24 protein-coding genes and 1 riboswitch are annotated in these 22,903 nt (G+C 69.3%); of the genes, 20 read left to right on the forward strand and 4 right to left on the reverse strand.

Annotated features, from left to right (window positions below):
* Window positions 1-54 precede the first annotated feature (54 nt).
* From cobT to hemL, 20 genes are all read left to right on the forward strand, one after another.
* Entirely contained in the window at window positions 55-1,113 is a 1,059-nt protein-coding gene (gene cobT, locus HMPREF0372_RS11865) for a nicotinate-nucleotide--dimethylbenzimidazole phosphoribosyltransferase (protein ID WP_007492690.1), read from the forward strand.
* A 126-nt stretch (window positions 1,114-1,239) separates the two neighbouring features.
* Window positions 1,240-1,761: a bifunctional adenosylcobinamide kinase/adenosylcobinamide-phosphate guanylyltransferase gene (locus tag HMPREF0372_RS11870; protein WP_007492692.1), complete on the forward strand. Its 522-nt coding sequence runs from the start codon at window positions 1,240-1,242 to the stop codon at window positions 1,759-1,761.
* Window positions 1,758-2,525: an adenosylcobinamide-GDP ribazoletransferase gene (locus HMPREF0372_RS11875; protein ID WP_007492694.1), complete on the forward strand. Its 768-nt coding sequence runs from the start codon at window positions 1,758-1,760 to the stop codon at window positions 2,523-2,525. Before HMPREF0372_RS11870 ends, HMPREF0372_RS11875 begins: the two co-directional genes overlap by 4 nt.
* Window positions 2,522-2,878 (forward strand): bifunctional adenosylcobinamide kinase/adenosylcobinamide-phosphate guanylyltransferase, encoded by a 357-nt coding sequence (locus tag HMPREF0372_RS11880; RefSeq protein ID WP_007492696.1) that lies wholly within the window; start codon window positions 2,522-2,524, stop codon window positions 2,876-2,878. The genes HMPREF0372_RS11875 and HMPREF0372_RS11880 overlap by 4 nt, the downstream gene beginning before the upstream one ends.
* Window positions 2,869-3,474 carry a histidine phosphatase family protein gene (locus HMPREF0372_RS11885; RefSeq protein WP_007492698.1) on the forward strand — a complete coding sequence of 202 codons (606 nt, stop codon included), beginning with the start codon at window positions 2,869-2,871 and terminating at the stop codon, window positions 3,472-3,474. The genes HMPREF0372_RS11880 and HMPREF0372_RS11885 overlap by 10 nt, the downstream gene beginning before the upstream one ends.
* Window positions 3,471-4,448, forward strand: coding sequence for an adenosylcobinamide-phosphate synthase CbiB (cbiB, locus tag HMPREF0372_RS11890; RefSeq protein ID WP_007492700.1), 978 nt, complete (start codon window positions 3,471-3,473; stop codon window positions 4,446-4,448). The genes HMPREF0372_RS11885 and cbiB overlap by 4 nt, the downstream gene beginning before the upstream one ends.
* Before the next feature lie 55 nt (window positions 4,449-4,503).
* On the forward strand, window positions 4,504-5,562 hold the full coding sequence (gene cobD, locus HMPREF0372_RS11895; RefSeq protein ID WP_007492702.1) for a threonine-phosphate decarboxylase CobD: 1,059 nt from the start codon (window positions 4,504-4,506) through the stop codon (window positions 5,560-5,562).
* Window positions 5,562-7,058, forward strand: coding sequence for a cobyric acid synthase (locus HMPREF0372_RS11900; RefSeq protein WP_007492704.1), 1,497 nt, complete (start codon window positions 5,562-5,564; stop codon window positions 7,056-7,058). The genes cobD and HMPREF0372_RS11900 overlap by 1 nt, the downstream gene beginning before the upstream one ends.
* Window positions 7,059-7,062: 4 nt before the next feature.
* Window positions 7,063-7,710: a precorrin-8X methylmutase gene (locus HMPREF0372_RS11905; protein WP_007492706.1), complete on the forward strand. Its 648-nt coding sequence runs from the start codon at window positions 7,063-7,065 to the stop codon at window positions 7,708-7,710.
* Window positions 7,711-7,725: 15 nt separating this feature from the next.
* Window positions 7,726-8,523 carry a sirohydrochlorin cobaltochelatase gene (locus HMPREF0372_RS11910; protein WP_007492709.1) on the forward strand — a complete coding sequence of 266 codons (798 nt, stop codon included), beginning with the start codon at window positions 7,726-7,728 and terminating at the stop codon, window positions 8,521-8,523.
* A riboswitch (cobalamin riboswitch) is annotated at window positions 8,515-8,686 on the forward strand. Its footprint overlaps the gene before it by 9 nt.
* Window positions 8,687-8,717: 31 nt before the next feature.
* A complete protein-coding gene (locus HMPREF0372_RS11915) occupies window positions 8,718-9,437 on the forward strand; it encodes an energy-coupling factor ABC transporter permease (protein WP_050810497.1) in 720 nt (239 codons plus the stop codon).
* A 13-nt stretch (window positions 9,438-9,450) separates the two neighbouring features.
* Window positions 9,451-9,741, forward strand: a complete 291-nt coding sequence (locus HMPREF0372_RS11920; protein WP_007492714.1) for an energy-coupling factor ABC transporter substrate-binding protein — start codon at window positions 9,451-9,453, stop codon at window positions 9,739-9,741.
* Entirely contained in the window at window positions 9,741-10,520 is a 780-nt protein-coding gene (gene cbiQ / locus HMPREF0372_RS11925) for a cobalt ECF transporter T component CbiQ (RefSeq protein WP_007492716.1), read from the forward strand. The genes HMPREF0372_RS11920 and cbiQ overlap by 1 nt, the downstream gene beginning before the upstream one ends.
* Window positions 10,517-11,371 (forward strand): ATP-binding cassette domain-containing protein, encoded by an 855-nt coding sequence (locus tag HMPREF0372_RS11930; protein WP_007492718.1) that lies wholly within the window; start codon window positions 10,517-10,519, stop codon window positions 11,369-11,371. Before cbiQ ends, HMPREF0372_RS11930 begins: the two co-directional genes overlap by 4 nt.
* On the forward strand, window positions 11,368-12,063 hold the full coding sequence (gene cobI / locus HMPREF0372_RS11935) for a precorrin-2 C(20)-methyltransferase (RefSeq protein ID WP_007492719.1): 696 nt from the start codon (window positions 11,368-11,370) through the stop codon (window positions 12,061-12,063). Before HMPREF0372_RS11930 ends, cobI begins: the two co-directional genes overlap by 4 nt.
* A complete protein-coding gene (locus HMPREF0372_RS11940) occupies window positions 12,060-13,706 on the forward strand; it encodes an NAD(P)-dependent oxidoreductase (RefSeq protein WP_039997398.1) in 1,647 nt (548 codons plus the stop codon). The genes cobI and HMPREF0372_RS11940 overlap by 4 nt, the downstream gene beginning before the upstream one ends.
* Window positions 13,703-14,593, forward strand: a complete 891-nt coding sequence (hemC, locus tag HMPREF0372_RS11945) for a hydroxymethylbilane synthase (RefSeq protein ID WP_007492724.1) — start codon at window positions 13,703-13,705, stop codon at window positions 14,591-14,593. Before HMPREF0372_RS11940 ends, hemC begins: the two co-directional genes overlap by 4 nt.
* On the forward strand, window positions 14,578-16,065 hold the full coding sequence (cobA, locus tag HMPREF0372_RS11950) for a uroporphyrinogen-III C-methyltransferase (protein WP_007492725.1): 1,488 nt from the start codon (window positions 14,578-14,580) through the stop codon (window positions 16,063-16,065). Before hemC ends, cobA begins: the two co-directional genes overlap by 16 nt.
* Window positions 16,066-16,081: 16 nt before the next feature.
* Entirely contained in the window at window positions 16,082-17,065 is a 984-nt protein-coding gene (gene hemB / locus HMPREF0372_RS11955; RefSeq protein WP_007492727.1) for a porphobilinogen synthase, read from the forward strand.
* Window positions 17,065-18,345, forward strand: a complete 1,281-nt coding sequence (gene hemL, locus HMPREF0372_RS11960) for a glutamate-1-semialdehyde 2,1-aminomutase (protein ID WP_007492729.1) — start codon at window positions 17,065-17,067, stop codon at window positions 18,343-18,345. The genes hemB and hemL overlap by 1 nt, the downstream gene beginning before the upstream one ends.
* A 54-nt stretch (window positions 18,346-18,399) precedes the next feature.
* Here the strand turns inward: hemL and rpiB are convergent, their stop codons facing one another.
* The 4 genes from rpiB to dnaJ are packed head-to-tail and all read right to left on the reverse strand — an operon-like array spanning window position 18,400 to window position 22,840.
* Window positions 18,400-18,825: a ribose 5-phosphate isomerase B gene (gene rpiB, locus HMPREF0372_RS11965; protein ID WP_007492731.1), complete on the reverse strand. Its 426-nt coding sequence runs from the start codon at window positions 18,823-18,825 to the stop codon at window positions 18,400-18,402.
* A 13-nt stretch (window positions 18,826-18,838) separates the two neighbouring features.
* Window positions 18,839-19,633 carry a PHP domain-containing protein gene (locus tag HMPREF0372_RS11970; RefSeq protein WP_007492733.1) on the reverse strand — a complete coding sequence of 265 codons (795 nt, stop codon included), beginning with the start codon at window positions 19,631-19,633 and terminating at the stop codon, window positions 18,839-18,841.
* Between the two features lie 34 nt (window positions 19,634-19,667).
* A complete protein-coding gene (locus HMPREF0372_RS11975) occupies window positions 19,668-21,617 on the reverse strand; it encodes a phospholipid carrier-dependent glycosyltransferase (protein WP_155117021.1) in 1,950 nt (649 codons plus the stop codon).
* 56 nt (window positions 21,618-21,673) lie between these two features.
* Window positions 21,674-22,840, reverse strand: a complete 1,167-nt coding sequence (gene dnaJ / locus HMPREF0372_RS11980; RefSeq protein WP_007492738.1) for a molecular chaperone DnaJ — start codon at window positions 22,838-22,840, stop codon at window positions 21,674-21,676.
* Window positions 22,841-22,903: the final 63 nt, after the last annotated feature.

A 22,903-nucleotide genomic window follows, 5' to 3' on the forward strand; every position in this document is an offset into this window, starting at 1 on the left:
GGCGGCCCGCAATTTTGTGGCGGCGGCCCGCCGCTATGCACAGGAGGCAGCGCTATGACACTGGATAAGGTGATTGCAGGAATTACCCCCGCCGATATGGCGGCCATGGAGCGGGCGAAGGCCCGGTGGGACTCCATCGCCAAGCCCCTGGGCAGCCTGGGGGCGCTGGAGGAGGCGGTCATCCGCATCGCCGGCATGACGGGCAGCGCCGACGTGGACATCTCCCGCCGGGCGGTGGTGGTCATGTGCGCCGACAACGGCGTGGTGGCCCAGGGGGTCACCCAGACCGGCCAGGAGGTCACCGCCATCGTGGCGGAGAACATGTCCACCGGCGACACCAGTGTGTGCGCCATGGCCCGCTCCGCCGGGGCGGAGGTGGTGCCCGTGGACATCGGTACGGCCGTCCCCCTCACCGGGGCGCGCATCGTGCAGCGGTGCGTCCGCCGGGGCACCGCCGACATGACCCAGGGCCCCGCCATGAGCCGGGGGGAGGCCGTGCAGGCCGTCCTGACCGGGGTGGAGACCGCCCGGGAGCTGTGCGCCGGGGGCGTGCGCCTGCTGGCCACCGGGGAGATGGGCATCGGCAACACCACCACCTCCTCCGCCGTGGCCGCCGTGCTGCTGGGCCAGGAGCCGGTGGTGATGACCGGCCGGGGGGCCGGCCTGTCCGACGCGGGCCTACAGAAGAAGATCCACGCCATCGAGACCGCCGTGGCGGTGAACCGGCCCGACCCCTCCGACGTGCTGGACGTGCTCCACAAGGTGGGCGGCCTGGACATCGCCGGGCTGGCCGGGGTGTTCCTGGGGGGCGCCCTGTGCCATACGCCGGTGCTGGTGGACGGGTTCATCTCCTCCGTGGCCGCCCTGGTGGCCGCCCGGTTGTGCCCGGCCTGTAAGGACTACATGCTGGGCTCCCACGCGTCGGAGGAGCCGGCCAGCCGGCTGGTGCTCTCTGAATTGGGCCTGCGCCCCTTCCTCTACGCCGGGATGCGCCTGGGCGAGGGCACCGGGGCCGTGGCCGTCATGCCCCTGCTGGATATGGGGCTGGCGGTCTACCGAGAGATGGCCACCTTTGAGGACACCAACATCGAGGCCTACCAGCCCTTAGGCTAGGGGGGGATTGCATCCCCCCATGGATACGGCGGCTCCACACAGATTTTTATTTGAATTTGCCGCAAGTGGGCGAAACTCTGCGAGGCGGTAGGGCGGGGGCTTGCCCCCGCCGAAGGAGGTGCATCCATGCTGATACTGGTCTCCGGCGGCTCGGCCAGCGGGAAGTCGGAATTTGCCGAGGGGCTGGTCGCCGCCTCCGGCCTGGAGACGCGGGCCTACCTGGCCACCATGCAGGTGTGGGACGCCGAGAGCGAGCGCCGGGTGGAGCGCCACCGCCGGATGCGGGCGGGCAAGGGGTTTGCCACCGTGGAGTGTCCGGTGAACCTGGCCGGGGCCGTCCTGCCGGCCGGATGCGCCGCCCTGCTGGAGGATCTCTCCAACCTGACCGCCAACGAGTTTTTCGGCCCCCAGGGGCGGGAGGGGGCCTTCGGCCGGGTGCTCTCCGGCGTGGAGCGGGCGGCGGAGCAGGCCGCCCTGCTGGTGGTGGTCACCAACGAGCTGTTCTCCGACGGAATGGACTACGACCCCGAGACCCTGGCCTACCTGGACGTGCTGGCCCGGCTGAACCGGGCGGTGGCCCGGCGGGCCGACTGGGTGTACGAGGTGGTCTGCGGCATCCCCATCGCCTGGAAAGGAGCAAACCCGTGAAATCCCTCATCATTGCCTTTGCCATGTACTCCAAGTTCCCCATGCCCCGGGTGGACTGGGAGAAAAAGGCCCTCTCCTGGGCCCTGTGCTGGTTCCCACTGGTGGGGCTGGCCGTCGGGGCGGTGCTGTGGCTGTGGCTGGCCTTGGCCGGCTGGCTGGGGTTCGGCGTGGTCTTTACCGCGGCCCTGGCTTTGCTGCTCCCCATCGCCCTCAGCGGCGGCATCCATCTGGACGGCTTCTGCGACACCTGCGACGCCCTGTCCTCCCACCAGAGCCGGGAGCGGAAGCTGGAGATTCTGAAGGACTCCCACACCGGGGCCTTCGCCATCATCTGCTGCGGGCTGTACCTGCTGGTGTTCTTCGCCGCCTGGTGCGAGGCGGCGCCCGCGGGGCGGGCCGCCCTGGCGCTGGCCCTGGGGCCGGCCTTCTCCCGCAGCCTCTCCGGCCTCTTCGCCGTCACCCTCCCCAACGCCCGGGGCACCGGCCTGCTGGCCACCTTCACCGGCCCCATGGACGCGGTCAAGGCCCGGGGAGTGCTGGCGGCGTGGGCCGTCCTCACCGGAGGGGCCATGGTGGCCGCGGATGTGCGGACGGGCCTGGCCGCCCTGGCGGGAGCGGGTCTGGCGTGCGTCTACTATGTGGTGACCGCCCGGCGGCAGTTCGGCGGCGTCACCGGCGATCTGGCGGGGTTCTTCCTCCAGCTGTGCGAGCTGGGGATGGTGCTCTGCGCGGCGGTGGGGCAGAGGCTGGAGGTGCTGTTATGATTTTGATTATCGGCGGCGCGGGCCAGGGCAAGCTGGACTACGTGCTGCAAAAGACCGGGTACGGCCCCGCCCAGGTGGCCCGCACCCCGGAGGAGGCCCGGACACGGCCCGTCTTTGCCGGGCTGGAGGACTGGCCGGAGCTGGACGAGACGGCGCTGCTGGAGGCCAACCCGGACGTGATTTTGATCTGCGATGAGGTGGGCTGCGGCGTGGTGCCGGTGGAGCCGGCCCAGCGGGCCCGCCGGGAGGCGGTGGGACGGCTTTGCTGCCGCCTGGCGGAGCGGGCAGAGCGGGTGGAGCGCATCTTCTGCGGCCTGCCCATGGTATTGAAAGGAGAAGGCCCATGGAACTGATTTTGATGCGCCACGGTACCACCCAGGGCAACCTGGAACGGCGCTTTATCGGCACGCTGGACGTGCCGCTGCTCCCCCAGGGGGAGGAGCTGGCCCGGCGGGTGGGCGCCACCCTGCCGGCGGTGGAGCACATCTACCGCAGCCCCCTCCAGCGCTGCCGCCGCACCGCCGAGCTGCTGTGGCCCGGCGTGGAGATGACGGTGGTGGACGAGCTGCGGGAGAGCGATTTCGGCCCCTTTGAGGGCAAGAACCACGAGGAGCTGAAGGACGACCCCCTCTATCAGGCGTGGCTGGGCATGGGGGACAGGCCCAACTTTGCCGCCATGCCGGTGGGGGAGAGCGCCCAGCAGGTCACCGACCGGGTGTCCATCGGCCTGGAAAAGACGGCGGCCGACGCCGCCCGCCGGGGCTTTGGCCGGGTGGGAGTGGTGTCCCACGGCGGGGCCCTCATGGCCCTGCTGGCCAAGTACGGCCGGCCGGAGCGGGACTACTACGGCTGGATGTGTCCTAACTGCGGCGGCTTCCGGGCGGAGCTGAATCCGGACACCCTGGAGCTGACCATTCTGGAGGAGTACAGGGGGGAGAAGGTGCTATGAGCTGGGGGGTATCCCACCTGCTGGCCCTGCTGACCGGCTTCTGCCTGGATCTCCTGCTGGGGGATCCCCACTGGGCGCCCCACCCGGTGCGGGCCGTCGGTGTGCTGATCGCCGCCCTGGAGAAGCTTCTGCGGCGGCTCTTTCCCAAGTCCCCCGGCGGCGAGCTGGCCGGCGGCGCGGCGCTGGTGTCGCTCACCATCGCCATTCCAACCGGCCTCACCGCCCTGCTGCTGTGGGGGTGCGGCCTGCTCAGCCCCTGGCTGGCTTTCGCGGCGGAGGCGCTGCTGTGCTATCAGCTGCTGGCCGCCAAGTCCCTGCGGGACGAGAGCGACAAGGTGTACGAGGCCCTCAAGGCCGGAGACCTGCCCGGCGCGCGGCACGCCGTGTCCATGATTGTGGGGCGGGACACCGAGCGGCTGGACGAGGCCGGCGTGGCCAAGGCGGCGGTGGAGACCGTGGCGGAGAACGCCTCCGACGGGGTGATCGCCCCCCTCATCTTCCTGGCCCTGGGCGGCGCGCCCCTGGGTATGCTCTACAAGGCGGTCAACACCATGGACTCCATGGTGGGCTACAAAAATGACCGCTATCTCTACTTCGGCCGGGCGGCGGCGCGGCTGGACGACGCGCTCAACTTTCTCCCCGCCCGCATCGCCGGGGTGCTCATGTGCCTGGGCGGCGCGGCGGCGGGTTACGACGGGAAGAACGCCTGGCGGATCTTCCGGCGGGACCGGAAGAGGCACAAGTCCCCCAACTCCGCCCACACCGAGGCGGCCTGCGCCGGAGCGCTCCAGCTCCAGCTGGCAGGGCCCAACTACTACTTCGGCCAACTGGTGGACAAACCCACCATCGGCGACGATCAGCGGCCGGTGGAGGCCCTGGACATCCTGCGGGCGGGCCGGATTCTCTACGCCACCGCCTTTTTTGCCCTGCTGCTCTTCTGCGGCGTGCCCCTGCTGATTCTGCTGTTCCCGTAACACCGGCCCGCCGCCCCACCCGTCCACCATCCTGACCAGAGAGAAGGGAATCACCATGACCCCATATACCCACGGCGGCGACGTGCTCACGGCGCGGGCCCGCTTCGGCGGCGACGTGCTGGACTGCTCGGCCAACCTGAACCCCCTGGGGATGCCCCCGGCGGTGCAGGCGGCCGCCGCGGCCGCCGCCGCAGACTCGGCCCGCTACCCCGACCCCCTGTGCCGCGCCCTCCGGGCGGCCATCGCCGCCCACGACGGGGTGGCGCCGGAGCAGGTGCTCTGCGGCGGCGGGGCGGCGGAGCTGATCTTCCGGCTGGCCTACGCCCTGCGGCCCCGGCGGGCGCTGGTCACCGCCCCGGCCTTCTCCGAGTACGAGGAGGCGCTGACGGCGGCTGGGTGCGCCGTGACACGCCACCCCCTGCGCCGGGAGAACCGCTTTGACGTGGACGGCGGGCTCCTGGACGCCATCGCGCCGGGGGTGGAGCTGGTCTTCCTCTGCACCCCCAACAACCCCACCGGGCGGCTGGTGGACGGGGCGCTGCTGCGGGCGGCGGCGGAGCAATGCCGGGCCGTGGGGGCGGTGCTGGCGGTGGACGAGTGCTTTTTGCCCCTCTCCGACGGGGCTGGGCCGGGGCTGGCCCCCTGTCTGGCGGAGCACCCCAACCTGCTGCTCCTGCGGGCCTTCACCAAGAGCTACGCCATGGCGGGCCTGCGGCTGGGCTACGCCCTCTCCGCCAACGGCGGACTTCTGGAGCGGATGGCTGCCGCCGGCCCGCCCTGGAGCGTCTCCACCCCCGCCCAGGCGGCGGGGCTGGCCGCCCTGGAGCGGTGCCCCGACTGGCCGGGGAAGGCCCGGGCCCTGCTGGCGTCGGAGCGCCCCGCCCTGTCGGACGGCCTATGCGCCCTGGGGCTGGAGGTGGTGCCCGGACAGGCCAACTACCTGCTGTTCCGGTCGGCGGGCGCGGCCGATTTGAAGGAGCGGATGCTCACGCGGGGCGTGCTCATCCGCTCCTGCGCCAACTACCACGGCCTGGGGAACGACTGGTACCGGGTGTGCGTGGGACAGGCGGAACAAAACCGGCGGCTGCTGGCCGCCTTAAAGGAAGTGCTGTGATGGCCAACGCGATTATGATCCAGGGAACCGCCTCCAACGCGGGCAAGTCCCTGCTGGCGGCGGGGCTGTGCCGCATCTTTGCCCAGGACGGCTATAAGGCGGCCCCCTTCAAATCCCAGAACATGGCCCTCAACTCCGCCATCACCCCCGACGGCTTTGAGATGGGCCGGGCCCAGGTGGTGCAGGCCGAGGCGGCGGGGGTGGCCCCCGATGTGCGGATGAACCCCATCCTGCTCAAGCCCACCAGCCACGTGGGCTCCCAGGTGATCGTCAACGGCGTGCCCCGGGGCACCATGGCGGCGGGGGAGTACTTCCGCTACCGCAAGAGTCTCATCCCCGAGGTGATGGCGGCCTACGAGTCCCTGGCGGCGGAGTACGACATCATCGTCATTGAGGGGGCGGGCAGCCCGGCGGAGATCAACCTGCGGCAGGACGACATTGTGAACATGGGCATGGCCCGCCGGGCCAACGCCCCGGTGCTCCTGTGCGGCGACATCGACCGGGGGGGCGTGTTCGCCTCCCTCTACGGCACGGTGAAGCTGCTGGAGCCGGACGAGCAGGCGAGGATCAAGGGCCTGATTATCAACAAATTCCGGGGGGATGTGGATATCCTCCGCCCCGGCCTGTGGGAGCTGGAGCGGCTTTCCGGCAAGCCGGTGCTGGGAGTTGTCCCCATGCTGGACGTGGATGTGGACGACGAGGACTCCCTCTCCCACCGCCTGAGCGGCGGGGGAAAGGTGGGCCTGGTGGACATTGCGGTGGTGCGCCTGCCCCGCCTGTCCAACTTCACCGACTTCAACCCCCTGGAGCGGATGGAGGAGGTCACCCTCCGCTACGTCCGCAATCCCCGGGAGCTGGGGCACCCCGATCTGGTGGTTCTCCCCGGCACCAAGAACACCATGGACGATCTGCGCTGGCTGCGGGAGAGCGGCATGGAGGCCGCCGTGCTCAAGCACGCCTCGGCCGGCGGAGCGGTGATCGGCATCTGTGGCGGCTATCAGATGCTGGGGAACACCGTCTCCGACCCCGACGGGGTGGAGGGGGGCGGCTCCCTCCGGGGCCTGGGCCTGCTCCCAGCCGACACGGTGTTCCAGGGGGAGAAGACCCGCACCCGGGTGACGGGGGCCTTCCGCGCCCCGGAGGGGCTCTTCCGCGCCTTGGCCGGCGTGGCCTTCGAGGGCTACGAGATCCACATGGGCCGCACCGAGAGCGGGGCGGCCCCCCTGGCGGAGTTCACCACCCAGACCGGGGAGCGGCGCTCCGACGGCCTCAGCGCGGGCAACGTGTGGGGCTGCTACGTCCACGGCATCTTCGACAAGGCGGAGGCGGCCGCCGCCCTGGTGAACGCCCTGCTGGAGGCCAAGGGGCTGGAGCCGGGCGCGGCCAGCGTGGACTGGCAGGCGTACGCCCAGCAGCAGTACGACAAGCTGGCGGCCGGCCTGCGGGCCAGCCTGGACATGAAACGCATTTACCGGATTCTCAACGGGGAGGAATAGAGCCATGAAACACATTGAATTGCAGCGGGTGGCCCCCGCGGACATTGAGGCCCGGAGCATGGAGCTCATCGGCCAGGAGCTGGGGGAGCGGGTGTTCCCGGCGGAGCAGTTGCCCGTGGTCAAGCGGGTGATCCACACCACTGCGGACTTTGAGTACGCCGACAGTCTGGTCTTTTCCGCCGGGGCGGTGGAGGCGGGCGTCGCGGCCATACGGCAGGGCTGTACCATCGTCACCGACACCCAGATGGCCTTCTCCGGGGTGAACAAGCGGGTGCTGGAGAAATTCGGCGGCCGGGCGGTGTGCTTCATGTCCGACCCGGACGTGGCCGCGGAGGCCAAGGCGCGGGGGGAGACCCGGGCCACCGTGTCCATGGAGCGGGCCGCCCGGCTGGAGGGGCCGCTGGTGCTGGCCATCGGCAACGCCCCCACCGCCCTGGTGCGGGCCTGCGAGCTGATCGACGCGGGGGAGCTGAAGCCCGCCCTGGTCATCGGCGTGCCGGTGGGCTTTGTCAACGTGGTGGAGAGCAAGGAGCTGCTGCTCACCCTGGACGTGCCCCACATCGTGGCCCGGGGGCGGAAGGGCGGCAGCAACGTGGCCGCCGCCATCTGCAACGCCATGCTCTATCAGGCCAGCAACAACGCGCGGGAATAACGGGAGGGACGCACAATGACAGAGAGAGCGGTTCTGGCGGTGTCCTTCGGCACCAGCCACCGGGACACCCTGGAGAAAAACATCGCGGCCATTGAGGCCGAGCTGGCCGCGGCCTTCCCGGAGCGGACGGTGCGCCGGGCCTTTACCAGCGGCATGATCCTCCGCAAGCTGGCGGGGGAGGGCACCCACATCGACAACGTGCCCCAGGCGCTGGAGCGCCTGCTGGCCGAGGGCTGTACCGACGTGGTGGTGCAGCCCACCCACGTGATGAACGGGGAGGAGTACCACAAGCTGCTGGCCCAGGCGGAGCCGTACCGCGCCCGCTTTGCCCGCATGTCCTTCGGCCGCCCCCTGCTGACGGCGGCGGAGGACTACGCGGCCCTGGGCCGCGCCCTGATGGAGGCGCTGCCCGCCCAGCGGGCGGACACCGCCGTGCTCTATATGGGCCACGGCTCGGAACACCAGGCCAATTCGGCCTATGCCCTGATGGAGTACACCTTCCACGATCTGGGGCGGAAGGACGTGGTGATCGGCACGGTGGAGGGCTACCCCGGCTTTGGGGAGGCCCTGCGTCGGCTGAAGGAGCGCCCACAGGTGCGGAGGGTGGAGCTGCGCCCCCTGATGACCGTGGCGGGGGATCACGCCAAGAACGATCTGGCGGGGGATGAGGAGGACTCCTGGCGGCGGCGTCTGGAGGCCGAGGGCTACGAGACGGCCTGCGTGCTCACCGGCCTGGGGGAGTACCCGGCAGTGCGGGCGCTGTTTGTGGAGCACGCCAGGCAGGCGGAACAGCTCCAGGCGGAAGCCTGTTGATATAGATCCGGGAGCCGGAAACGGGAAGACGGGTGCAAATCCCGCGCAGTCCCGCTGCCGTAAGAGAACAGTCGGTGCGCATGGGCCACTGGGGCGACCCGGGAAGGCGCGCAGCGGCGGAGACGCTCAAGCCGGAAAACCGTACCGGCTCCGAATTCACAGCCACCTACGAGCGATAGGAAAGGATGAAACACATGATGAATCAACGAAACACAAGGCTTCTGCGCACGGCGGCGGTGCTCGTCGGCCTGCTGGGCGTACTCACCATGAGCGCCTCGGCCATGCACATTGCCGAGGGCTACCTGCCGGTGGGCTGGGCCGCCGGCTGGGGCGTGGTATGCGTCCCCTTTGTGGTGGCGGGCTTCCTCTCCATCCAGAAGAAGGTCGCCCAGGCCCCCAAGGCCAAAATCCTGTTGGCGATGTGCGGAGCGTTCGCCTTCGTGCTCTCCGCGCTGAAAATCCCCTCCTTTGAAGGTTCCTGCTCCCACCCCACCGGCGTGGGGCTGGGCGCCATCCTGTTCGGGCCCATGACCATGGCGGTGCTGGGGCTGATCGTCCTGCTGTTCCAGGCCCTGCTGCTGGCCCACGGCGGCCTGACCACCCTGGGGGCCAACACCTTTTCCATGGCCATCGCCGGCCCCATCGTGTCCTGGGCGGTCTACAAGCTGCTGCGCAAGGCAAACGCCCCGGCGGCAGTGGCGGTCTTCGCCGCGGCCGCGCTGGGCGACCTGTTCACCTATGTGGTGACCTCGGTGCAGCTGGGCGTGGTTCACGGCGGCATTGGGAAATTCCTGATGATATTCGCCGTCACCCAGATCCCCCTGGCCATCGCCGAGGGCCTGCTGACCGTGGTGGTGTTCAACGTGCTGGAGAAGTACAGCCGGGAAGAGCTCCACGCCCTGTGCGTGCTGTAAGGAGGGAACCGGAATGAAGGTATGGCAGAAAAATCTGATCCTGATCGTGCTGGTGGTGCTGCTGGCGGCGCTGCCGCTGTGGCTGCTGCCCGACGCCGAGTTCGGCGGCGCGGACGGCCAGGCGGAGGAAGCGATCCTGGAGCTTCAGCCCGACTATGAGCCCTGGTTTGAGCCGATTCTGGAGCCGGCCAGCGGCGAGGTGGAGTCCCTCCTCTTCGCCCTCCAGGCCGCCATCGGCGCGGGCGTGGTGGGCTTCGTCCTGGGCCGCATCACCAAAAAGCCGGAGAAGAGGGAGCAGGGCTGATGGGAACCGACCGCTACGCCTATCAATCGCGGCTGCGGCGGATCTCCCCCATGCCGAAGCTGCTTCTGACCGGCTCGGCGCTGGTGCTCTGCCTGCTCTGCGACAGCGTAACGGTCGGCCTGGTCACCCTGCTGGCGATGTGGGGACTGGTTACCGCCCTGGGCGGGCTCAGCCCCCGCGTCTTCCTGCGGTTTCTGTGCGTCCCGATGGCCTTCCTGGCCATCGGATGCGTGACGATCCTGATCAACAGCTACCCCCAGGGCGCGCCGGTGCTACTTGCCGTGCCGGTGGGGGAGCGGCTGTGGGGCTTTGACCGGGCGGCGCTGCTCCGGGCCGGGCGGCTGTTCTGCAAGGCGGTGGGGGCGGTGGGGGCCATGTACTTCCTGGCACTGAATACCCCGGTGACCGATGTGACCATGGCGCTGGAGCGGCTGCACGTACCCCACCTGCTGGTGGAGCTGATGGAGCTGATCTACCGCTTTATCTTTGTCCTGACCGAGACCGCCTCCCGCATCCGCCTGGCTCAGGAGTCCCGGCTGGGCTATCAGGGGGTGCGCCGCTCCCTGTCCTCCCTGGGCACCCTGGCCTCCATGGTGTTTCTCCGGGCGTGGCGGAAGGCGGACCGGGTGTATACCGCCCTGGAGTCCCGCGGCTACAGCGGAAGCCTGGTCACCCTGTCCGGCGGCTATGCGCGGGGGGCGTGGCTCTACCCGCTGACGGCGGCGGTGGCGGCGGTTCAGCTGACGGCATGGTATCTCGAGAGGAGCGTGATGGGATGATGGAGGCCGCGATTGAGGCCAGAGAGCTGCGCTATACCTATGAGGACGGCACGGCGGCGCTGAAGGGCATCAACCTCCGGGCCGAACGGGGAAAGATCACGGGCATCCTGGGGGCCAACGGGGCGGGCAAGTCCACCCTGTTTCTGAACCTCAACGGCGTGCTCCAGCCGTCCGCCGGGGAGATCCTGCTGGACGGCGCGCCGGTGAAGCGGGACCGGAAGGGCCTGACCGAGCTGCGCCGCCGGGTAGGCATCGTGTTCCAGGATCCGGACGACCAGCTCTTCTCCGCCGACGTGTACCGGGACATCTCCTTCGGCGCGGTCAACCTGGGCCTGCCCGAGGCGGAGGTGCGCCGCCGGGTGGAGGCGGCCATGGAGCGCACCGGAGTGTCCCACCTGCGGGACAAGCCCACCCACGCCCTCTCCTTCGGGCAGAAGAAGCGGGCGGCCATCGCCGGCGTGCTGGTCATGGAGCCGGAGGTGCTGATTCTGGACGAGCCCACCGCCGGGCTGGACCCCCAGGGGGTGAGCGATCTGCTGGAGTTGCTGGCCAGCCTGCGGGACGGCCTGGGCATGACCATTCTCATGGCCACCCACGACATGGACGTGGTGCCCCTGTGCTGCGACTACGCCTATCTGCTGGGCGGGGGAAGCGTGCTGGCCCGGGGGACGCCGGAGGAGCTGTTTGCCCAGGCGGAGCTGCTGCGGGCCAACCACCTGCGCCTGCCCCGCATCGCCCACCTGATGGCGATTCTCCGCGACCGGGACGGCCTGGACGTGGCCCCGGTGGGCACCATTGGGGCGGCCCGGCGGGAGCTGCTGCGATTGTTGAAACAGGAGGAGTTATTGTGAAACGAGGCATTCTGTACGGCGTCGGAGTGGGCCCCGGCGATCCGGAACTGATCACCCGCAAGGCCCAGCGGATCATCGCCCAGGCGGCGGTGCTGGCGGTGCCCGACAAGGGCAGCGGGGAGAAGACCGCGCTGACCATCGCCGGCGAGCTGGCCGAGGGGAAGGAGATTCTCCTCTGCGACGCCCCCATGGTGCGGGACGAGGCCGCCCTGGACGCGGCCTATGAGGCCAACGCCGACCGGGTGTGCGCCCTGTTGGACGGGGGGAAGGACGTGGCCTTCCTCACCCTGGGCGATCCCACCGTCTACTCCACCTACCTCTACCTCCACCGCAAGGTGACGGCCCGGGGGTATGAGGCGGAGATCATCCCCGGCGTACCCTCCTTCTGCGCGGTGGCGGCCCGGCTGGGCAGCGCCCTGTGCGAGAAATCGGAGCGGCTGCTCATTGTCCCCGCCTCCCACAAGGACGTGGACGACTGCCTGGACGTGGACGCCAACCTGGTGTTCATGAAGGCGGGCCGGGAGATCGGCGCGCTGAAGGAGAAGCTGGCGGAGAAGGGCCTGCTGGAGCGGGCGTCCATGGTGGCCAACTGCGGCATGGAGGGGGAGGCGGTCTACCCCCGCTTCGCCGAGCTGACCGATGGCAGCGGCTACTTCTCCGTGGTGCTGGTGAAGAAGGGGGAAGAGGCTTGAACATCCGTATGACCGGCCTGGACTGGCGGAAGGCCCCCATCGGTCTGCGGGAAGCCCTCTCCTTCACCCGGAGCCGGGTGGTGGAGCTGGACCGGCTGCTCCGGGCGGCGGAGGGGGTGGAGGGCTGCGTGCTCCTGTCCACCTGCAACCGCACGGAGCTCTACCTCTCCTGCGCCTCCGGGGCGGAGCCGGAGCCGGGGGCGCTGCTGTGCGCGGCGGCGGGGCTGCCCTACGCCCCCTTCGCCGGGGCCTTCGTCACCCGCACGGGGGAGGAGGCCGCCCGGCACCTGATGGAGGTGGCCGGCGGCCTGCGCTCCCAGATCTGGGGGGAGGATCAGATCCTCACCCAGGTGAAGGGGGCGGCGGCCGCCGCCCGGGAGGCCGGCACGGCGGACGGGGTGCTGGAGATCCTGTTCCGCAACGCCGCCGCCGCAGGTAAGGAGATCAAGACCAAGGTGCCCCTCACCGGAGTGCCCCGCTCCGCGGCCCAGAGCGCGGTGGAGCGGCTGGCGCGGGACGCAGGGGGCCTGGAGGGCAAGCGGGCCCTGGTCATCGGCAACGGGGAGATGGGCCGCCTGTCCGCCGCTCTGCTCCACCGGCTGGGGTGCGCCGTCACCGTCACCCTGCGCACCTACCGCCACGGGGAGACCGTGGTGCCCGCCGGGTGCGCCGTGGCCCCCTATGAGGAGCGCTACGCCGCCATGAAGGGGGTGGACCTGCTCCTCTCCGCCACCACCAGCCCCCACTACACTATCTCCGCCCGGGAGCTGGCGGCGGTGGAGGACCACCCCCGCCTGCTGGCCGACCTGGCTATCCCCCGGGACATCGAGCCCGCCGTGGGGGAGCTGCCCGGCGTGACCCTCTACAACGTGGACTCCCTAGGGGTGGACACACGGCGGGAGGTGCCCGCCGCCGCCGCGGAGATCGTGGAGCGGCACCTGGAGCAGATGGCCCAGTGGGAGAACTACCGCTCCTGCCTGCCCGGCCTGGAGCGGGTGAAGCAGGCGGTGGCCGCCCGGGTACTGTCCACCGATCTGGACGGCCCGGAGGCCAGGGGCCTGGTGGAGCTGGCCGTGGGGCGGGCGGTGGACCTCCTCTCCGGCGCGCTCAAGGAGAACCTGACGCCGGAGGAGCTGGAGCGCTGCGCCCGCAAGATCGAGGTACATACCGCCGCCAAACCCAGGTGGCCCCTGCCCGAGCAGCGGCCCCTCCGCTTCCCGCTGTTCGTCAATCTGGCGGGGGAGAAGGCGGTGGTCGTGGGCGGCGGGGCCGTCGCCTGCCGCCGGGCGGAGGTGCTCTCCCGCTTCGGCGCGGAGGTGACGGTGATCGCCCCCCGCTGTAAGACCCCGCCCCAGGGCATACAGTGGGAGGGGCGGCCCTATGCCCCCGGCGATCTGGCCGGGGCGGCCCTGGCAGTGGCCGCCACTGACGACCGCGCCGTCAACCGGGCGGTGGGGGAGGAGGCCCGCGCGCTGGGGATTCCGGTCAGCGTGGCCGACTGCCCGGAGGAGTGCACCTTCTTTTTCCCCGCCGTCTGTACCGGCGAGAATCTGGTGGCCGGGGTCATCGGCCGGGGCGACGACCACGCCCGCACCGCCCGGGCGGCCCGGGCTATCCGCAGCGCATTGGAGGGATTGGAATGAAGACCATACGTGTCGGCAGCCGGGAGAGCCGGCTGGCGGTGGTGCAGTCCGAGCTGGTGATGGACGCCATCCGCGCCGCCCACCCGGAGGTGGGGCTGGAGCTGGTGACCATGAAGACCACCGGCGACAAGATACTGGACCGCACCCTGGACAAGGTGGGAGGCAAGGGCCTCTTTGTCAAGGAGCTGGACGCCGCCCTGCTGGACGGCCGGGTGGATCTGACCGTCCATAGCTGCAAGGATCTCCCCATGGAGGAGGACCCCCGCATCCCCCTGGCGGGCTTCTCACGCCGGGAGGACCCCCGGGACGTGCTGGTGCTGCCCCAGGGGGCGGAGGAGCTGGACCCCTCCAGGCCCATCGGCTGCGCCTCCGCCCGGCGGGCGGTGCAGCTGCGGGCGCTGTTTCCCGGCGTGGCGGTGGCCCCGGTGCGGGGCAACGTGCTCACCCGCCTGCGCAAACTGGACGAGGGGCAGTTCTCCGCCCTGGTGCTGGCCGCCGCCGGCCTCAAGCGGCTGGGGCTGGAGGAGCGCATCACCCGGTACTTCACGGTGGAAGAGCTGCTCCCCGCGGCGGGTCAGGGCATTTTGGCCCTCCAGACCCGGGCGGGGGAGGAGCTGTCTTACCTGGACGGCGTGCTGGACGCCGACGGGACCGACTGCGCCCGGGCCGAGCGGGCCTTTGTCCGCGCCCTGGACGGGGGCTGCTCCGCCCCCATTGCGGCCCATGCCCGGCTGGAGGGCGATACCGTGACCATAGACGGACTGTATGTAACCGACGCGGGCGAAGTGCGGCGGGGGCGGCTCAGCGGCCCCCGCGCCCAGGGGGAGGATCTGGGGAAAGCCCTGGCCCGTCAGATCAAGGAGGGCTGCGTATGCCTGGAAAAGTGACACTGGTGGGGGCGGGTCCCGGCGACCCCGGCCTGCTGACCCGCAAGGGGCTGGAGGCCCTGGAGAGGGCCGATGTGGTGGTGTACGACCGGCTGGTCAGCCCCGCCATCCTGGCCCTCATGCCCGAGGGGGCGGTGAAGATCAACGTGGGCAAGGAGGCGTCCCGCCACCCCGTGCCCCAGGAGCAGATCAACCAGATCCTGCTGGAGCAGGCTCAGCAGGGCCACAACGTGGTGCGCCTCAAGGGGGGCGACCCCTTCCTGTTCGGCCGGGGAGGGGAGGAGCTGGAGCTGCTGGCGGAGCACCGCATCCCCTTCGAGGAGGTGCCCGGCATCACCTCCGCCATCGCAGCCCCGGCCTATGGCGGCATCCCGGTGACCCACCGGGACTGCTGCTCCTCCCTGCACATCGTCACCGGCCACCAGCGGGCGGGGAAGGAGCTGGCCATCGACTTCGAGGCCCTGGTGCGCACCGGGGGCACCCTGGTCTTCCTCATGGGCGTGTCCGCCCTGCCCACCATCTGCGCCGGGCTGCTGGACGCGGGGATGGCTCCGGACACCCCCGCCGCCGTGGTGGAGCGGGGCACCACCCCCGCCCAGCGGCGGGTGAGCGCCATCCTGGCGGAGCTGCCCCGGGCGGCGGAAGCGGCCGCTGTCCAGAGCCCCGCCGTCATTGTGGTGGGGGGCGTGTGCGCCCTGGCCGACCAGTTCGACTGGTTCGACCACCTCCCCCTCAAGGGAAAGCGCGTGGTGGTCACCCGGCCCCGGGAGCGGGCCGGCACCCTGTCGGCCCGCCTGCGGGCGCTGGGGGCCGATGTGTGGGAGTACCCCTGCATCGCCACCGTGCCCATCACCCCCTGCACTGCCGTGGACGGGGCGCTGGAGCGGCTGTCCGGCTATGAGTGGCTGGCCCTCACCAGCCCCGCCGGAGTGGACGCGGTGTGGGCCTGCCTGGACGGGAAGGGCCTGGACGCCCGCGCCCTGGGCGGGGTGAAGCTGGCCGCCATCGGCCCCGGCACCGCCAAGGCCCTGGCCGGACACGGACTGCGGGCCGACTACGTGCCCGAGGTCTACGATGCGGCCCACTTGGGGGCCGGTCTGCCCGCCCGGGGCCGGGTGCTCATTCTCCGGGCGGAGGAGGGCTCCCCCGCCTTGACAGAGGCCCTGAAGGGGCGTAACATTGGGTATGACGACGTGGCCTGCTACCGCACCGTGTACGAGAACCCCCGCTCCGACGAGCTGCGGGCGGCGGTGGAGTCCGGCGCGGCGGGGATCGTCACCTTCACCAGCGCCTCCACGGTCAAGGGGTTTGTCGCCTCCGTGGGGGAGGACGCGGACTTCTCCCGCATGGTGGGGGCCTGCATCGGGACGCAGACCGCCGCCGAGGCCCGGAAGCATGGCATCCCCGTAGCGGTGGCCCGGGAGGCCACCATGGACGCCCTGGTGGAATTGATTACCGCCCTGCGGGATTGAGAAAGGAAGCACATATATGGAACTCATTCAACGTCCCCGCCGCCTGCGGGGAAGCGACGCGGTGCGCCGCCTGTGCCGGGAGACCCGCCTGTCCCCCGACAGCCTGATCTACCCCATCTTCGTGGACGAGACCCTCCGCGGTAAGCGGCCCATCGAGGCCCTGCCCGGCCAGTTCCACTACGGCCTGGACGCGGTGTGTGAGGCGGTGTCCGACTGCCTGGCCGCCGGGGTGACCCACTGCATCCTCTTCGGCCTGCCCCGTGAGAAGGACGCCGTGGGCTCCTCCGCCTGGGCAAAGCACGGCGTGGTGCAGGAGGCCATCCGGGCCATCAAGGCCAAATACCCGAATTTCTATGTGATCACCGACGTGTGCATGTGCGAGTATACCGACCACGGCCACTGCGGCATCCTCTGCGGCCAGAGCGTGGACAACGACAAGACCCTGGAGGTGCTGGCCAAGACCGCCCTGTCCCATGTGGAGGCGGGGGCGGACATGGTGGCCCCCTCCGACATGATGGACGGCCGGGTGGCCGCCATCCGGGCCGTCCTGGACGAGCACGGCTATGAGACTACCCCCATCATGGCCTACTCCGCCAAGTACGCCTCCGCGTTCTACGGCCCCTTCCGGGCGGCGGCCGGCTCCGCCCCCTCCTTCGGCGACCGGAAGGGGTACCAGATGGACCCCCACAACCGCAAGGAGGCCCTCAAGGAGTGCGCCCTGGACGAGGCGGAAGGGGCGGATATCCTCATGGTCAAGCCCGCCCTGAGCTATCTGGACGTGATCCGCGAGTGCTCCGACGCCTTTGATCTGCCCATGTGCGCCTACTCCGTCTCCGGCGAGTACGCCATGATCAAGGCCGCCGGGGCGGCGGGGCTGGTGGACGAGTACCGCATCATGTGCGAGAGCGCCCTGTCCGTGTTCCGGGCCGGGGCCAACATGCTCATCACCTACTATGCCAAGGAGCTCTCCCAGGCCATTCAGAAGGGGGACATCGGCTGATGGATATCTCGGAACAGCTCTTTGAGCGGGCCAAGCAGGTGCTCCCCGGCGGGGTCAACTCCCCAGTGAGGGCCTACCGGGCCGTGGGCATGGCCCCCCGCTTCATCACGCGGGCCGACGGGGCCTATATCTATGACGAGGACGGGAAGCGGTACATCGACTACGTCTGCTCCTGGGGCCCCATGATCCTGGGCCACAACCACCCGGTGATCCGGGAGGCGGTGGAGCGGGCGGTGAGGGACGGCCTCTCCTTCGGCGCCCCCACCCGCCGGGAGGTGGAGATTGCCGAGCGGATGATCGGCATGGTGCCCAACATTGAGATGGTGCGCATGGTGAATTCCGGCACCGAGGCGGTCATGTCCGCCCTCCGGCTGGCCCGGGGGGCCACCGGCCGGGACAAGCTCATCAAGTTCGAGGGCTGCTACCACGGCCACTCCGACTGTATGCTGGTCAACGCCGGCTCCTCCGCTCTGGCGGGGGGCCACCCCAGCAGCGCCGGCGTGCCGGTGGGGGCGGCCAGGGACACCCTCACCGCCCAGTTCAACGATCTGGCCAGCGTGGAGGCCCTGCTGGAGCAGAACCCCGGCCAGGTGGCGGCGGTGATCGTGGAGCCGGTGGCCGCCAACATGGGCGTGGTGGGCCCCGCCCCCGGCTTCCTGGAGGGCCTGCGGACCCTGTGCGACAAGCACGGCGCCCTGCTGATCTTCGACGAGGTGATCACCGGCTTCCGCCTGGCCCCCGGCGGCGCCCAGGCGTACTTCGGCGTGCGGGCCGATCTGGTCACCTTCGGCAAGATCATCGGCGGCGGAATGCCGGTGGGCGCCTACTGTGGCAGCCGGGCGCTGCTGGAGCAGGTGGCCCCCTGCGGCCCGGTGTACCAGGCGGGCACCCTCAGCGGCAACCCGGTGGCCATGGCCGCCGGCCTGGCCCAGCTCACCTACCTGCGGGAGCATCCCGAGGTATACGAGCACATCAACGCCAAGGGCGCGGCTCTGGCGGAGGGTCTGCGGCAGCTGGTGAAGCGCACCGGCGCGCCGGTGGTCATCAACCAGCTCGGTTCCCTGCTGGCCCCCTTCTTCACCCCCACGGCGGTGACCACCTTCACCGACGCCAAGGGCAGCGACGTGGCCAAGTACGCCCGCTACTTCCAGGGGATGCTGGAGCGGGGCGTGGCCCTAGCCCCCGCCCAGTTCGAGGCCATGTTCATTTCCGAGGCCCATACCCAGGCGGAGCTGGACGCCACCCTGGCCGCGGCGGAGGCCGTCTTCCAAGCGCTCTGAGTCAAACGAAAAACGGCCCCCGGAACCCATCAGGTTCCGGGGGCCGTTCTGCGTTCAGCCTTCGATTTTGTCCACCCGCCGCTGGTGGCGGCCGCCCTCAAACGGGGTGTTGAGGAAGACGTCCACGATGCGGTCGGCCATATTGTTCCCGATCAGTCCACCGCCCATGGCCAGCATGTTGGCGTCGTTGTGCCGCCGGGTCATCTCGGCGGAGAGGGGCTCGCTGCACAGGGCACAGCGGATGCCCTTCACCTTGTTGGCGGCGATGGAGATGCCGATGCCCGTGGTGCAAATAACGATACCCCGGTCGCACGCGCCGGAGGCCACCGCCTCCGCAGCCGCCCGGCCGAAGTCGGGGTAGTCGCAGCTCTCTGCGGTGTAGCAGCCGAAGTCCTGATACTCCAGGCCGCGGGCGTCCAGGTACTCCATGACGTGGCGCTTGAGGGCGAGCCCTCCGTGGTCGGAACCCAATGCGATCATATATATTTCCTCCTTATCCGAGTGTGTGAAATACGGGCTGGTGCTTTTCATAGGTGCAGACGCGGCGGAAGCCGCACTCCCGCAGCAGCGCGCAGGCCGCCCGGACTCCCTTGCCCACGTCCGCCGGGGTGTGGGCGTCGGAGCCAACGGTGACGAGCTCGCCGCCGCAGTCCCGGTAGAGGGCCAGGATGGGCCGCCACTCCTCCAGGGTGCGCCCCCGGCAGGTGTTGACCTCCATGCCCCTGCCCTTCTCCACAGCCGTGCGCAGGATGGCCCGGATGGCGTCCTGGTAGCGGTTCAGGGTGACGGGGGCCTGCATATAGCGCAGGGGGTAGATGAGGTGGGCCAGCACGTCGTAAAAATCCGTGGCGGCCAGCAGAGCCAGGGAGGCAAAGTAGTCGTCCAGGGCATCATAGCAGGCCTGGACGGTGGAGAAATCCAGGAAGAACAGGTCGGTGCCGCCCCTTTCCGGCGAGAGGTTGTGGACCGAGCCCAGGATGAAGTCGGCCTCCGGGCGGGCACAGATGGCCGCAGCGGCGGCCGGATTCAGATGGGGCATGCCCAGCTCCAGGCCCAGCTTGAGGGTGAGACGCTCCCCGGCGGCGGGGAGGGCCTGCTGATGTTGGGCCACGGCGGGGGCCCAGTCGTAGCCCTCCGCCGGAACCCCATTTTCGTCGAGGAAGTCGAAGTGGTCGGTGACGCACAGTTCATCCAGGCCCGCGTCTGCCGCCGCCTCTGCCAGCTCGGACAGGGGGGCGTGGGCATCAAAGGAGAGCCGGCTGTGGGTGTGATAGTCGGACAGATACATACAAATTACCTCACAAGTGCCGCTGGGCGGGGGATTAGAAGGGCCAGGAGGGGAGCCACCGCAGCAGGCAGGTCCCATACCAGGAGGGGATCTGGATGCCCACCAGCACGGGATAGAACAGGGCGTAGAGGGCCGCGGCCCCCGCCGTGACGGCGTACATGGCGGGCTTCCAGGCGATGAGCTCCTCCTGCTCGGACAGGCTGTAAAACACATAGCACAGGGCCAGAATGAGAAACAGCACCGAGGGGAAGTAGTGATAGGCGAAGGTGATGTGGCCGATGAAGAACCAGGGCACCAGCTGGGCCAGGTAGCCGATGACGATGAACAGGGCCTTGGCACACCGCCGCCGCACCGCCTGCGCGGCGCAGGCGAGGACGGCCAGCAGGCCGCCCCAACATACCACCGGGTTGACAAAGGCGGCGAAGCGGGTGGTGTACCCCGGCACCGAGTTGTCCATATAGTAGAGGATGGGCCGGATGTCAAAGAGCCACTGATACCAGCGGGAGGAGTAGGGGTGGGTGTCGGTGACGCCGCTGTGGTAGGAGAGCATATACTTCTGGTTTTCCCACATGGCACCGACGAGGCCCGTGAGGCTGCTGTCTCCCTCCGCCCAGGCGTAGGGGAGATAGGACAGGGTATAGATGGCCGCCGGGATCAGGGCGAACACCAGCACCGAGAAGGCGAGAATCTGGAAGGCCCACTTCAGCCGCCCGGGCTGCCGCGCCCCCGTCTCCCCGTCCGCCGGCCAGTCCCGCAGCTTTTGGTACAGGCCGATGAAGTAGAGCGCCACCAGCCCGGTGCAGCCGTAGATCACCGTCCACTTGGAGGCCGCGCCGATGCCCCAGAACAGCCCCGACAGGAACAGGGGCAGGGCGCATTTGCGGAAGGGGGCGCCCGCCGGGAGGGTGAGGTAGCGGTACATGAAATAATACATCAGAAGGATGAAGAAGAAGGCGTAGGTATCGATGGTGGCCAGCCGGGTCTGGGTCAGGTGCATGAAGTCGGCGGCCAGCAGCACCGTGCCGCAGGTGGCGATGGAGGTGCGGCCGAACAGGTTCTTGAGGAACACATACAGCAGGGGGAGCATCCCCACGCCGAACAGGGTGCCCATGAACCGCCAGCCGAAGGGGGTCATGCCGAACAGGCGGATACCGACGCCCATGATCAGCTTGCCCAGGGGCGGGTGGGAGATCTCATAGGGTTCAATGCCCCGGATGTGCTCCCAGGCGGTGCGGGGGTGGTAGATCTCGTCAAAGTAGGCCGAGTCATAATAGGTGGTCTTTTCGGGTACCGTCTCCTGCTCGTCGAAGAGGGGGCTGGCCGAGGCGGACAGATTCACCCGGTTCCCCTCCAGATCGAACAGGGCCACCTCTCCCAGCTCCAGCAGGCCCTTATTGGCCTGGCCGGTGATGCGCAGGTATCGGATATACTGGGGGTTTTCGAAGGTGAGTTCATTCCACTTGAAGAGCTGATTGTAGTTCTGGGTCATGGCGTAGCTCTCGCCGTAGCCCTCCGGGGCGGCCCAGTAGTAAACGGTCTCCTCACTGCCCGTTTCATCGGTCTCCGTCCGGCTCCAGAGGGTGAGCCACTGGGTGCCGTCGGCGGAGATCTCCACCTGGTATTTGCCGGTGCCCAGGTTGGGGTAGTACCACAGCCTGGACACCTGGACGCTCTCCGGCAGGGAGAAGGTGGCCGATTCCCCGTCCCCGAAGTCCCAGGCGCTCTGGGGTGCCTGGAGGGAGCCCAAGTGGGCGAAGGCGGTGACGGCGTAAATACAGGTGATGAGCAGGATGGGAACGGTATCCCGGCGCGCCAGGGGATGGCACCGCCCGGCAAAGGTGAAGCGGCGCTTCGGCTGCGGCGCGGGGGCGAGCTGCTGGGCCAGAGGAGAGCGCTGGGTGCGCCAGTACCAGCAGAAGAAGCCCAGCAGCGCCAGCAGGGTGAGGACGGGAAAGAGTATGACAATATAACGAATGGGGCCCACGGGGGCGGTCACCTCCTGTGTAAGACTAGAGGACGGGCATTAGCCCGTCCTCTAGTTTATTTCTTTTTCTTCTTTTTGTCAAAGAAAGATTTTACGCCCTCCATGGGACCGGGTGAAAGCTCGCCCATGGCTTCGCCATAGGCACGCAACGCCTCCTTCTGTTCGTGGGTCAGGCCGGTGGGCACCTGTACGTTCACGGTGACGTACTGGTCGCCCCGGCCCCGGCCGTTGACGCTGGGAATGCCCTTGCCCCGCAGGCGGAAGGTGGTGCCGGGCTGGGTGCCCGCCGGCAGGCTCCACTTCACCTTGCCGTCGATGGTGGGAATCTCCAGCTCCGCGCCCAGTGTGGCCTGGAGGAAGGTGACGGGGTGCTCCAGATAGACCGACGTGCCGTCCCGCTTGAAGAATTCGTGGGGGCGGACGGTGACGCTGATGAGCAGATCGCCCGCCGGGCCGCCGTTTTTGCCCGCGCCGCCCTGTCCCCGGAGGGAGACCGCCTGGCCGTTGTCGATGCCGGCGGGGATGGAGACGGTGAGCTTGCGCTGACGGCGGACGCTGCCTGCGCCGCCGCAGCTCTTGCAGGGCTGATGGATGATCTTGCCCTTGCCGCCGCACTTGGGGCAGGTGGTGGTGGTGGCGAAGGTAAAGGCCCCGCCGCCCCGCTGGATACGGATCTGGCCGCTGCCGTGGCAGTCGGGGCAGACCTCCGCTGTGGTGCCCGGCGCGCAGCCGGTACCGTGGCAGTCGTCGCAGGGTTCGGTTCGGTTGAGGGTGATCTCCTTCTCACAGCCGAAGGCCGCCTCCTCAAAGCTGATTGTAACCGACGCCCGCAGGGTGTCGCCCTTCATGGGGCCGCTGCGCGCACGGCTGGAGCCGCCGCCGAAGCCGCCCCCGAAGAAGGAGCCGAAGATATCGCCCAGGTCGATGTCGCCCATGTCAAACCCGCCGAAGCCGCCAAAGCCGCCCCCGGGTCCGCCCGCGCCGAAATTGGGATCCACACCCGCATGGCCGAACTGGTCGTAGCGGGCGCGCTTATCCTTGTCGGACAATACCTCGTAGGCCTCATTGGCCTCCTTAAATTTAGCCTCGGCGGTCTTGTCGCCGGGGTTCAGATCCGGGTGGTACTGCTTGGCCTTTTTCCGGTAGGCCTTCTTGATCTCCTCGTCCGTGGCGCCCTTGGACACGCCGAGGACTTCATAATAATCTCGTTTCTGTTCTGGCATAGGGTTCTATCACCTCTTAACGGGAGAAACGGGCGGGTCTGGGGGCCGCCCCCTACTGCGTAG

The organism is Flavonifractor plautii ATCC 29863 (assembly GCF_000239295.1).
GTDB classification, from domain to species: Bacteria; Bacillota; Clostridia; order Oscillospirales; family Oscillospiraceae; genus Flavonifractor; species Flavonifractor plautii.